This is a genomic window from Streptomyces sp. B1866 (assembly GCF_031932565.1).
In the GTDB taxonomy this organism is placed as follows: domain Bacteria; phylum Actinomycetota; class Actinomycetes; order Streptomycetales; family Streptomycetaceae; genus Streptomyces.
This window is the reverse complement of record NZ_JAVSCF010000035.1, coordinates 23,707-36,125: the sequence shown is the minus strand read 5'-3', so window position 1 is coordinate 36,125 and position 12,419 is coordinate 23,707. Positions and strand designations below refer to the sequence as shown.

8 protein-coding genes and 1 pseudogene are annotated in these 12,419 nt (G+C 74.3%); 2 read left to right on the top strand and 7 right to left on the bottom strand.

All coding sequences use genetic code 11. The features are described from left to right. Positions 1–24: 24 nt before the first annotated feature. From RKE29_RS08095 to RKE29_RS08075, 5 genes are all read right to left on the bottom strand, one after another. Positions 25–678: a class I SAM-dependent methyltransferase gene (locus tag RKE29_RS08095; RefSeq protein WP_312004392.1), complete on the bottom strand. Its 654-nt coding sequence runs from the start codon at positions 676–678 to the stop codon at positions 25–27. A 693-nt stretch (positions 679–1,371) separates the two neighbouring features. Beyond that, positions 1,372–2,619, bottom strand: coding sequence for a lipase family protein (locus RKE29_RS08090; protein WP_312004388.1), 1,248 nt, complete (start codon positions 2,617–2,619; stop codon positions 1,372–1,374). 110 nt (positions 2,620–2,729) lie between these two features. Continuing rightward, on the bottom strand, positions 2,730–3,158 hold the full coding sequence (locus RKE29_RS08085) for a hypothetical protein (RefSeq protein WP_312004387.1): 429 nt from the start codon (positions 3,156–3,158) through the stop codon (positions 2,730–2,732). 73 nt (positions 3,159–3,231) lie between these two features. Further along, positions 3,232–4,467, bottom strand: a complete 1,236-nt coding sequence (locus RKE29_RS08080; RefSeq protein ID WP_312004391.1) for a sigma-70 family RNA polymerase sigma factor — start codon at positions 4,465–4,467, stop codon at positions 3,232–3,234. A 122-nt stretch (positions 4,468–4,589) separates the two neighbouring features. Further along, entirely contained in the window at positions 4,590–5,009 is a 420-nt protein-coding gene (locus tag RKE29_RS08075) for a YciI family protein (protein WP_312004386.1), read from the bottom strand. Between the two features lie 258 nt (positions 5,010–5,267). On the opposite strand from RKE29_RS08075, the gene RKE29_RS08070 reads away from it, so the two are divergent. Then, positions 5,268–6,470 carry a cytochrome P450 gene (locus RKE29_RS08070; protein WP_312004385.1) on the top strand — a complete coding sequence of 401 codons (1,203 nt, stop codon included), beginning with the start codon at positions 5,268–5,270 and terminating at the stop codon, positions 6,468–6,470. Between the two features lie 140 nt (positions 6,471–6,610). Then, positions 6,611–6,736, top strand: a pseudogene (locus RKE29_RS08065) (helix-turn-helix domain-containing protein); the annotation flags it as partial. A 271-nt stretch (positions 6,737–7,007) separates the two neighbouring features. Here RKE29_RS08065 and RKE29_RS08060 read toward each other — a convergent pair. Further along, entirely contained in the window at positions 7,008–10,394 is a 3,387-nt protein-coding gene (locus RKE29_RS08060) for a SpoIIE family protein phosphatase (RefSeq protein WP_312004384.1), read from the bottom strand. Between the two features lie 643 nt (positions 10,395–11,037). Next, entirely contained in the window at positions 11,038–12,285 is a 1,248-nt protein-coding gene (locus RKE29_RS08055) for an FAD-dependent monooxygenase (protein ID WP_312004383.1), read from the bottom strand. Between the last annotated feature and the right edge of the window lie 134 nt (positions 12,286–12,419).

Below are 12,419 nucleotides of genomic sequence, written 5' to 3'. Positions count from 1 at the left end.
ACCACCTCATTGTGTTAGGAGCTCTTAGCCAGGGGTGGTCGGCGGTTCAGCAATACCGATGAAGTTCCCAGCCATAGAACGGATGCGGACCGACCACCCCAGCGCGGTGAGGTCGTCTGTGAGTGTCTGGGCATCGTGGAATACCTTCACGATGCGGTACTGACTGCCGTCGTCGAGCCGGCGCAGGGCCGCGGGGGTCGGCTGGTTCGCGACGACCTCCTCGTATGCGGCTGCGGCGGGGCCATCGTCGATGAAGATCGCTTTGCCGCCCGGCGCGAGTGCGGCGGCGACGGTGTTCCAGAAGTCCGGCAGCCGCGTCGGGGGGACGTGGGAGAGCCAGAAGGCGAAGAATACGGTGTCGTAGTGTCGTGGCGGCTTCCACTCGAACAGGTCGGCCTGAAGGAAGCGGACGGTGGGGGATGCGGTACGCGCACGAGCGAGGGCCAGCACTTCGGCTGCCGCGTCCACAGCCGTTACCGACTGCGCCCGCGCGGCAAGCCTTAAGGTCCACTGGCCCGTTCCGCAGGCCAACTCGAGCACATCCCCGGCGATCGGGAGGTCATCGACGACAGCCAGCAATTTCTGCAGGGCTTCGTACTTTGCGTACTGCCGGTCGTATTCGGCCGCGCCGGCCCTGTAGTAGGCCCTCTGCTCTGCAAGGAGAGCGTCGTCATCCATGCAGGTTCCTCTCATCCGGGTTCGGTCAAAGCCAATCACGCTCAGCTCGCCAGCTTGGTTGCCGCAGATACTGTCGGCCTTCACCTTGGACAGGGTCAAGAGTCATGAGGGGCCTGCGAATGTCCTCGCCGACCGGCGGACGTCGCTCGTTGGGCTGACGTCGTCCGCGTCCGCGTCATATGGCTCTGCGTGATGCTCCACCCCGCGCGGGGGTCGGCCGCGGGTCTGGCCGGTACCGGGCTCGGCGAGCTTGGCGCCGGCTCCGCCCAGACCCGGCCGAACGTTGCCGACATGCGGTTCACCTCGCTGGGCCCATGGCGATCCTCCTCACCACGGAAACCGGAGCCAGCGGACGCTGCTCGACGCGGAAGAGTCCTCTGCTCGGTTCACAAGCCGAAGCTCGCGCGTCATGAGCCGTTGCAGAAGGCCGGGCTGGCGGCCTACGGTAATCGCCATCGCGGGCCACTGGCCCGGCCCAATACCGGGAGCGGCGGACCTTCCTGCCTGGGGCACAGTGCAGATGGGCAACGACGCCCCGTCCGGGTGACCGGCCCGCATCACCTCTCCCCGATGCGGGCCTCGCCAGGGTTCTGACAGGGGCGATCCGCGATGGCGTCGCAGCCATGTGTCCGGGGCGCTCGCGGCGGGGGCCCGCGGACTGGGCACCGGGTGCCGTCGGGTCCGGGCCGGTCGTCAGCAGGAGCTGCGGACCGGCTTGCCCGCGAAGCGGTCTGTGAGGAAGTCGACCGCGGCGTTCTTTCTGACGTAGTACTCCAGTACGTGCTCGCCCACGAGGTCCCGGGCCTTGCGGATGGTGGCGCCCTTGGCGCACCAGGCGCGGAAGAGGGTTTCGGCCTGCCAGAGGGGCACGATCTCGTCGGTGGCCGCCATGTAGTCGTAGACGGGCGTGGCCGGGGCGGCGGCGCCCAGAGTGTTCTCCTTCAGGACCTTCGCGACCGGCGGCAGCGACAGCGGGTCGGGCAGGCCGGTGTAGTCGGTGAGCCTCGCGAAGGGGTCGCTGCCCGCCAGTTCGCTCAGGCACTTGCCGCGCGCCCGCTCCAGGGCCGCCCTGCCCTGGGCGTTGAGGTACGAGGCGAGGCCGGCGTCGGGGTATTCGGCGTCGAGGCTGACGATGGCGGCGGCCTGGAAGCCGGCGAACGGGCCGCCGTCCAGCCACCGGGCCACCGCCGCCGGGTCGGCCGGGGTGCCGCCCATGGCCGCGCCGACGAGCGTGACGTCCGGGGCGTAGGACGGCTGGAGCTGGGCCGCCCAGCCGGTCGCCTGGGCACCGCCGGAGTAGCCGCTCAGCGCCCACGGGCCGCCCGCGCCCACGCCGCCGGAACGGGCGGCGTTGAAGTTCTTCACCGCGCGGATGCCGTCCAGCACCGCGTGGCCGGCCTGGACGCCGCCCATGAACACCGACTTGGGGCCCTCGAAGTCGGGCATCGCCACGGTCCAGCCCTTGTCGAGGAAGGGGGTGGCGTAGTTGACGTTCGACGCGGCGTCGCCGATGCCGGACGCCACGCCGTAGGACGGCGCGCACTGGGTGCCGGTGGAGTCCTCGGCCGCCTGCACCGACACCACCGGGCGTGGCCCGGGCCCGGGCCACGCCGCCACGGGCACCAGCAGGGTGGTGACCGCCAGCTCCGGGCGGTCGTGGGAGTCGTTGGTGCGGTACGAGATCTGCCACGCCGTCACCGCGTCGGGCGCCGGGCCCGCCTTGGGCGTGATCCGCCGGGAGGCGACGACCGCGCCCGGAGCGTACGCGCCGATCCCGGCCGGGGCCGCGTAGAACGGGTCCTGATCCGGCGGCACCGACCCGGGCGCCGGAGCGGTGCCGGCGGCGCTGCCGGTGAGGCCGGCCAGGGCCAGCGCGGCGGCGACCGGAAGCGCCAGGGCCGCTCTCACGGCGGCCGGGACGGTGGGCAGTGCGCGTCTCATCGCTCGCTCCAGGGATGGTCGGGCCAGGCTGTGCCCTGCCGGGGGCGCCGGCAGGTGGGACCTGTCGGAGCGCCCCGCCCCGGCACCGCCCGCGTCCGCACCGTAGCGGCTCAAGCCCGCTGACCGGGTGGGTTCGCGCGGATTGCGGTCTGCCGCCGGTCGAGCTCCTGCGCGACGCGGGCGCGCAGGAGCTCGTACTCCTCGCGAAGTCTGTGCCACTCGGTCGCGGGCGGGCGGGGAATGACGATTCCTCCGGTGACGGTCTCCTCCGGCCCGAACTGCTCGCGCGTGAGGTCGATCTCAAGGCCCGTGCCCAGGCGGTTCCACCAGTGGTAGTCCACCCGCGCTCCGCCGACATGGACCTCTCCCCGGATCAGGTCGCCTCCCAGCAGGTCGTTGAGCACCATGGCGGTCACCCCGCACTGGTCCCGGGCCGGGTTGTCCCGGCTCCAGCGCGAGCGGAACTCGGGCGTGCACGTCTCGGCGCTCCAACTGCTGCGAACCGCTCGCTCGATATCGGTGAGAAGCAACGGCGACATACCTGTGATCCTCCCAGCGGGCACTGACATCGGCCGGACAGGGCAGGCCGCCGCGGTGGGAGGTGGGCGCCGGTCAGGTCAGCGCCGCCGCCTTGCGCAGCAGTACCGCCCGTTCGCGGACGTTGCCGCACAGCCGGGCGGCGAGTTCCAGCTCGGCGCGTGCCTCGGCGGTCCGGCCGAGTCGGGTGAGCAGTTCGCCGCGTACGCTCGGCAGCAGGTACGACCCGGACAGGCGGCCGGTGGCGGCCAGGTCGTCCACCATCGACAGCGCCTGCCGCGGGCCGCCGGCCATCGCGACGGCGACGGCCCGGTTGAGTTCGACGACGGGCGAGGGGGCCACGCGGCCGAGCGCCTCGTACAGCAGCACGATCCGCTCCCAGTCGGTCTCCGGCACCGAGGGCGCCGCCGCGTGGCAGGCGGCGATCGCCGCCTGGAGGCCGTACGGGCCCAGGCCCCGCCCGGCCGCCTGGGCCCGGCGGAGCGCGGCCAGGCCGCGGCGGATCGCCGACCGGTCCCAGCGGCGCCGGTCCTGGTCCTCCAGCAGGACCGCCTCGCCGTCAGGTCCGGTACGCGCGGGGAAGCGCGCCGCCGTCAGTTCGCACAGGGCCAGCAGTCCGTGCACCTCCGGCTCACCGGGCAGCAGCGCGCTCAGGACCCGGGCCAGCCGGACCGCCTCGTACGCCAGGTCGGGGCGCAGCAGGTGGTCGCCGGAGGTCGCCGTCGAGCCCTCCGTGAAGATCACGTACAGCACGCTCAGGACGCCGCCGAGTCTTTCGCGCCGCTCCTGCGGCGGCGGCAGTTCAAACGGCACTCCGGCCGCGGCGATCGTCTTCTTGGCCCGGGTGATCCGCGCCTGGACCGTGGGCACGGGTATGAGGAAGGCCCGGGCGATCTCCTGGCTCGACAGGCCGCCGACCGCGCGCAGGGTCAGGGCCACCCGGGCCTCGGGCGAGAGCACCGGATGGCAGGCGGTGAACATCAGCGCGAGGACGTCGTCGTCGATCCGGTCGGGGTCCCACGGCAGGTCCTGCGTACGGTCCCCCGGGGCCGCCGCGCCCGTCGCCGCCTCGCCCTCGGCGAGCTGTCCGGCGAGCAGGGCGTACCGCTCGTCCAGGGCCGACCGGCGGCGGAAGCTGTCGATGGCGCGGCGGCGGGCGGTCGCCGTCAGCCAGCCCGCCGGGTTGGCCGGCGCGCCGTCGCGCGGCCAGGCGACGAGCGCTTCCGCCACCGCTTCCTGGGCGACGTCCTCGGCGAGCGCGAAGTCGCCGGTGTAGCGGGCGAGCGCGCCGACGATCCGCGCGGCCTCCATCCGCCAGACGGCCTCGACGGCCCGCCGCGCCGGATCGGCGCTCGGCGGGCCGCCGGGCACGGTGTCGCCCGGCGGGCCGCCGGGTGCCGCCTCGCCCGGCGGGCCGCCGGCGGCCTCGGGCGTCACAGCTGGCCGGTCCGCTCGCGCCACGCCCGCTCCCTGATGATCCACTCGTTGTCCTGCGGGAACTCGTCGATGGCCGGCACGCGGCGGATCTCGCACTTGCCGCCGATGGACGCCGGGAGCCGCTTGGCCCACTCGACCGCCTCCTCCTTGGAGGCCACGTCGATCAGGTAGAAGCCGCCGAACAGCTCCTTGGTCTCGCCGTACGGGCCGTCGGTGACCACCGGCGTGTCGCCGCTGAAGTCGACCACCACGCCCTGGGACGGGTCGTCCAGGCCCTCGGCGGCGACGAGCACGCCCGCCCGGATCAGCTCCTCGTTGTAACGGCCCACCGTCTCCAGCATGTCCTCGAACGGCGTCTCCATCATCTTCGCCACGGACTCGTCCGTGCCCCGCATGATCAGCATGTACTTGGCCATCGTCGATCTCCTCGTGGTGCAGGGGCCGCCTCTCGACCCTCTCACTAACAGGTCGAACGGGGCCGCCGCGGATCGACACGGCGCCCGGACGCGGTTCGCTTCTTTTTTCAGCCCGGTGCGTTTCGGCCCGGCGCGGGGCCGGTTCCGGTCCGGCCCGGGGCCCGGCCCGCCGGGTTCCGCCGGGCGGCCGGGCGGGGTGTCGCGGCGAAGGCTCGTATACCTCGGCGGCGGTCGCGGTCGGCGTCCTAGGGTGGGGGCATGTCCGCCACCGTGCCCGGGCCGTCGCCCGCCGCCGAGACCTCCGAGCTGCTCGCCGACCCGTACGGGACCTACGCCCGGCTGCGCGAGGCAGGGCCGGTGCACCGGATCGCGGGGACGGACGGGCTGCCCGCGTGGGTCGTCACCCGGTACGACGACGTGCGGCAGGCGCTCGCCGACCCGCGGCTGTCGCTGGACAAGCGGAACGCGCGGCCGGGCAACTACGTGGGGCTCGCCCTGCCGCCCGCCCTCGACGCGAACCTGCTGAACATGGACCCGCCCGACCACACCCGCATCCGGCGCCTGGTCTCCCGGGAGTTCACCCCGCGCCGGGTCGAGCAGCTGCGCGAGCCGGTCCGGCGTACCGCCGAGGGGCTGCTCGCCGGGATCGCGCCGCGCGGGCGGGCCGATCTGATCGCCTCGTACGCCGCGCCGCTGCCGATCGCCGTCATCTGCGACCTGCTCGGCGTGCCCCCGGGCCACCGGCACGACTTCCGCGCGTGGACGGACGCGCTGATCGCGCCCGACCCGGCGCGGCCGGAGCGGGCCAGGGAGGCGATCGGCTCGCTGCTGGGCTTCTTCGGCCGGCTGCTCGCCGACAAGCGCGCCGAGCCGGCCGACGACCTGCTGTCCGCGCTGGTCACGGCGAGCGAGGAGGACGACCGGCTGAGCGAGGACGAGCTGACGTCGCTGGCCTTCGCGATCCTCTTCGGCGGGTACGAGAACACGGTGCACCTCATCGGCAACGCCGTCCTGGCGCTGCTGCGCGAGCCCGGCCAGATGGATGCGCTGCGCGCCGATCCGGGCCTGCTGCCGGGCGCGGTGGAGGAGTTCGCGCGGTACGACGGGCCGGGGCCGCTGGCCATCCGGCGGTTCCCGCTGGAGGACGTCACCATCGGCGGCGTCACCGTCCCGGCGGGCGAGACGGTCCTGCTGTCGGTCGCCGCCGCCAACCGCGACCCGCACCGCTTCCCCGACCCCGACCGGCTCGACGTGACCCGCGACGCCTCCGGCCACCTGACGCTCGGCCACGGCATCCACTACTGCCTGGGCGCGCCGCTGGCCCGCCTGGAGACCGAGGTCGCGCTGCGGGTCCTGCTGGACGCCTTTCCCCGCCTGGCGCTGGACGTGCCGCCCGGCGAGCTGCGGTGGCGGCCCAGCCTGCGCACGCGCGGGCTGCTGGGGCTGCCGGTGCGCTGGTGAGCGCACCGGGCGACTCCGGTGGCGGGCTGCCGCCTCGGATATCGTGGAAGACTGTGGGAGTCGGATCACAGGCCGCCAAGCGGGAAGAACCAGCGGAAGCCGCGCACGCCGAGGACGGCGTCACGTTCCGGCAGCGTCTGATGGAAGGGCTGGCCGCCTCGATCCGCGAGCGGGGGTACCACGAGACCAAGATCGCGGACATAGTCCGGCACGCCAGAACCTCCCGCCGCACCTTCTACGCGGAGTTCTCCGGCAAGGACGACTGCTTCGTCGCGCTGCTGCGGGCGACCCACGACCGGATGCGGATGGAGATCATCGCCTCCGTCGACCTGTCCGCGCCCTGGGTGACGCAGATCCGGCAGGGAGTCGAGGCCTACATCGGCGCGGTCGCGTCCGAGCCCGAGCTGAGCGTGTGCTGGATCCGTGAGCTGTCCGCGCTCGGCGACCTCGCCCGCGCCGTCCAGCGCGAGATCATGGACATGTTCACCGAGACGGTCCTGCTGATGACCGACAACGAGCAGGCACGGCAGGTCGGGGTCATGCCGCTGTCCCGCCCCATGGTCCTGCTGCTCCTCGGGGGACTGCGCGAGCTGATCGCGACCGTCCTGGAGGACGGCGGGGACGTGCGGGACGTGACCGAGGTGGCCGTCGAGGCCGCGACCGCGCTGGTCGGGCCCCGGCCGGACCGCCTGCCGCCGGGGATCGAGGACCGGCCGGACGGCGGTTGAGCGGGTCCGGGCCCGGCCTGCCGGCCCGCTCCGGCGGCCCGGCTACTACGGAATGACCTGTTCCGTCCAGATGCACTTCCCGCCCGGGGTGAAGCGCGTCCCCCACCGCTGCGCCAGGGCCGCGACCAGTTGCAGGCCCCGGCCGCCCTCGTCCGTGACCGACGTGTGCCGGATGTGCGGCGTCNGCGACCAGTTGCAGGCCCCGGCCGCCCTCGTCCGTGACCGACGTGTGCCGGATGTGCGGCGTCGTCAGGCTGCCGTCGGAGACCTCGCAGATCAGGGTCTGACTGCGCAGCAGCCGCAGCCGGATCGGGCCCTTGGCGTGCCGGATGACGTTGCCGACCAGCTCGCTGGCCAGCAGCTCCGTGGTCATCGTCAGCTCCTCGTCCAGGCTCCAGGCAGCCAGTTGCTCGCGCACGCGCGCGCGGGCCTGGCCCGCGGCCCTGGGGTCCTCCGGCAGCGGCCAGGAGGCCATGTCGCCGGGGGCCAGGCACCGGGTGCGGGCGACGAGGACGGCGGTGTCGTCCGTGGTGACGCCGTGCGGGGGCAGCAGGGTGGCGGTGAGGGTGTCGCACAGCGCGTCCGGGTCCACCTGCCCGTCGGCCCGGCCGCGGCCGCCGCGCAGGGCCGCGGTCAGGGTGCCCGCCAGGTGGGCCATGCCCGCGTCGATGTCGCGGTCCGGGGACTCCACCAGGCCGTCGGTGTACAGCACCAGCAGGCTGCCCTCCGGCAGCTCGACGTCGAGGGTGTCGAAGGGCGGGGCGGCCACGCCCAGCGGCGGGTCGGGGACCAGCGCCGGGAAGGTGACGGTGGCGTCCGGGTGGGCGACGGCGGGCGGCAGGTGGCCGGCGTTGGCGTAGGTGAGGACCTGCGTCGTGGGGTCGTAGATCCCGTACAGGCAGGTGGCGAACGAGTCGTCGCCCAGGTCGCTGACGATGTCGTTGAGCCGGGCCAGCACGTCGTCCGGCGGCAGCTCCAGGTCCGCCAGGGTGCGTACGGCCGTGCGCAGCCGGCCCATGGTGGCCGCCTCGGCCATGCCGTGGCCCATCACGTCGCCGATGACCAGCGCGACGCGGTCGGCGGACAGCGGGATGATGTCGTACCAGTCGCCGCCCACGTCGGCGCCGTGGCCCGCGGGCAGGTAGCGGGCGGCGGCGGTGACGGCGGGCAGGGCGGGCAGCACGCGCGGCAGCAGGGCGCGCTGGAGCTCCTCGGCGCGGGTGNCGCCGATGACCAGCGCGACGCGGTCGGCGGACAGCGGGATGATGTCGTACCAGTCGCCGCCCACGTCGGCGCCGTGGCCCGCGGGCAGGTAGCGGGCGGCGGCGGTGACGGCGGGCAGGGCGGGCAGCACGCGCGGCAGCAGGGCGCGCTGAAGCTCCTGCGCGCGGGTGTAGGCGGCGTCGTACAGGCCCGCCCGCTCCAGCGCCTGGGCGATCAGGCCGCTGAGCGCCGTGAGCAGGGTCCGCTCGTCGTGGGTGAACCGGCGCGGGCGGTCGAAGGAGATGACGCCGATACCGATCTCGCGACCGGAGGCGATCAGCGGCAGGAACGCCCACGCCTTCTTCCCGCCCGCCTCGGGGAAGTCGGCCAGCTCGGGGTAGGAGGCGACGAGCTCCTCCGGCGACTCGATGAACTCCGGCTCGCGCGTGCGCAGCCGCTCCCCCGCGGGCGTGCCGGGCGAGATCGGCAGGCCGTGCAGGCGGTCGAGGAAGGGAACCGGGTAGCCGACGGAGCCGACCACGTTGAGCCGGTCGTGCTCCAGGGAGAGGATGACAAGACCGTACGCGTGGAACGGCGGCAGGACGCTGTCGGCGACGGCGCTCACCACGTCCTGCGCGGTGACGGCCTCGGCGAGCGCCCGGGTCAGCCGGCCCATGAGGGCGGCCCGCTCGGCCGCGGCCCGCTCGGCGGCCTCACGGCGGCGCTTCTCGGTGACGTCCGTGACGTACAGCGTCAGGCCGTCGGGCACCGGCACCAGGCGCAGGTGGTACCAGCGGTCGGTGTCCGGCCAGAGCACGTCGAAGCCGACGGGCCGGCCGGCCGCGGCGGCCTGCCGGCAGCGCTCCTCCAGGCCCTCCACGGGGCGCATGGCCGGTACGTCCCACAGCACGCGGCCCACCACGTCGGGGGACGAGCCCAGCAGCTGCTCGGCCGCCACGTTCAGGAACCCGATCCGCCAGTCGCCGCCGACCGCGAGGAAGCCGTCGGACATGTGCCGCAGGGCCCGGCCGACGGACTCCAGGGCGGCGTGGGTGTCGGTGGTGTCCCACATGGTGATGACCAGGCGGGCCGGTTCGCCGTCGTCGTCCAGGGCCACCACGTCGTGGTTGCGCACCCAGCTGTACGTGCCGTTCGACCGGCGCACCCGGTACTCGATGTCCATCACGCCGCGGGTGCGGATGACCCGGTCGGCCTCGGCGACCACCCAGGGCAGGTCGTCGGGGTGGATCAGGTCGGCCCAGGTCTCGATCCGCCAGTCGAACACCTTGCGGTCGATGTCGAGCGCGTCCAGCATCCGCTCGTCGAAGAGCATGTCACCGGTGCGCAGGTCCCACTCCCAGGTGCCGACCTCCACCGCCTGGAGCACGTGCCGCGGCTCCTGCCCGGCCTCGTGGCCGTGCAGCAGGGTGGGGGCGACGCCCTCCGGGCCGAGCGGGGACAGCCGCAGCCGGCCGCCCGCCCAGCGGGCGACCTCCTCGAAGAACGCCCGCTGCGCGGCGTCCGGCGCGCCGGCCCGTGGGGTGACCACGGACAGGGCGCCCAGCGGCCCGTCCGGGCCGGGCAGCGGTACGGCCGCCATGCCCGCGCCGGCCGGGACGGCGGACGCCTCCGGCACGACGGGAGCGCGCCCGTACAGCTGCTCGGGCACGTCGAGGACGGGCAGGTAGACGTAGCTGTCGTCGCGGACGGCCCGCGCGGGGGCCACCGAGCCGTCCTCGGAGATGTTGCCCCACAGGCGGGTGAAGGCGCGGGACAGGCCGCTGCTGGCCACCATGCGCAGGTCGCGGGAGATGTCCCGCGCGCGCAGGTAGGCCATGCCGCCGAGCCCGCCGAGGTCGGCCGTCGCGTGGAGCAGCGCGGACAGCAGGACCTCGGTGTCCCCCTGGCTGTCGTCGACGGTCGCGAGCATGCCCAGCCGGTCGGCCCGCACCGGATCCGGCTGTCTGTCCGCTCCGCGGTCACCTCTGGGCATCACAGCCGCCCTCGCCCTCCCATCAGCCCGGCTCGGCGGTGCCGCGCGCCACGCGGCCCCAGTGGCCGAAAGACCCGAAAAGTCGCGAATATCGCGGTAAATAACTCATAATAGTTACGTATGTGACTTCTTCGTGTCGCCCACGAAAGCCTCGGCAGGACGGGGGGCGCGAGGCGGGACGGGCGGGGCGCGGCGGCAGGGCCCGGAAGAGCGGCCGGTCGGAGCGTCGGACGGCGTGCGGCGCGGCGCGGGGCGCGCGGAATCCCGGGCGACGGGCGCCCGGCGTGCGGCCGTGGCACGGCACGCGCGCATGGCCCGCCACCGGTCCGTAAAACCGTCTGCGACACCCGTCGATCACCCCCGTTACGACGCTACGCTACCCATACGACAGCCGCCGTCCCAGTCCCTGGACGGCACGGCGTTGCGCGGGTGGCGGCGCGGCGGAGTCCGCCTGGGTGCTACCGGTTGGTAGGGGCTGCGAGGCGGCCGGGCGGCGGGCCGCACCGGCCGCGCGGGCGCCGCGGACGGGGGCCGGGCGGCCGGAGTTCGGCGCCGCACCCGGGCTGTGGGGGCCGTCGCCGGGGGTGCGGCGCCGCCGGGACCGGCCGCCGCGGCCAGGGGCCCGGCGGGTCCGGCGCCGGTGTCAGTAGTCCGGCAGCGGGAAGTCGCTGAGCCCCGCGTAGACCTCCATGAAGTCCTCGGTGATGGCGAACGGGTCCTCCTCGCGCGGGTCGGCCGTGAACCCCTCGCGCAGCCGCTTCAGGTTGGCCGGGGCGATGTCCTGGTTGGCCGTCACGTACGCGCGCAGCCTCCGCTCGTACGCCGCGAAGGCCGCCCGGTGGTCGCCGCCCGCCGCCTTCAGCTCCCCCGCCAGCACGTACGCGCCGACCATGGCCAGGGTCGTGCCCTGCCCCGTGGCGGGCGAGCCGCAGTAGCCCGCGTCGCCCAGCAGCACGACCCGGCCGCGGGACCAGGAGTCCATGCGGATCTGCGCCAGGGAGTCGAAGTGGAAGTCCGGGGCGTCCCACATCCGCTCCAGCAGCCGGGGCATCTCCCAGCCCGCGCCCGCGTACACCGCGGCCACCAGGCGCTTGTGGTCCTCGGTACGCGCGGACCGCGCGGGCGGCTCGTCCGCTTCCATGCCGACGAAGACGCGCAGCTCCGCGTTGTCCCGGACGCTCATCACCATCCCGCCCCACGTGCCGCTGCCCGGGCGCCGGTAGACGACCTGCCAGCGGTCCAGGCCCAGGTCGTTGGGGGCCGTCCACACGGCCAGGTAGCTGCCGAGGAAGTGCAGACAGCGCTCCTCCGGTCCGAAGGCCAGGCGGCGGGTCGCGGAGTGCACGCCGTCGGCGCCGACGACGACGTCGAACGTGCGCCGCGCACCGCCGGCGAAGACCACGCGCACCGCGTCCTCGTCCTGGGTGAGGGCGGCGATCGAGTCGCCGAACAGGTATTCGATCCGGCCGTCCGCGCCTCCGCCCGCGGCGAACAGGATCTCGCACAGCTCGTCGCGCAGGATCTCCACGTCCGGGCCGCCGACCGCCTCGCCCGTGGCCACGCGCTCGGTGCTGCGGAACAGCTCCGCGCCCTCGTCGTCGACGATCGACACGCCCCGTATGCCGGTGCGGCGCGCGCGTACCGCCCCGGCCACGCCCATGCGCTCGGCCACCTCCAGCCCGGCGCCGCGCACGTCGACGGGCTGGCCGCCCGGCCGCAGCCAGGGCGCCCGCTCGACCACGGTGACGTCGAAGCCGTACCGGTCGAGCCAGTAGGCGAGGGCGGGGCCGGCGATGCTGGCGCCGGAGATCAGGACGCTGGTGGCCCGCGGGGTCCCGGCCCGGCCGGACGGGGTGGACGGGGTGGCGGGGGTGGGGGGTGATGAGGACATGGCGATCTCCTTGTCGTGGTCCTGCGGACGCCTGTCGTCCGGCGGAACGGCACTCCCGCGCGTACGGCGCTTCCGCGCGGGCGTGCCGTACGCGCGGGAGTGCCGGCGCGGGCGCACGGCGGCCGGGCAGGGGT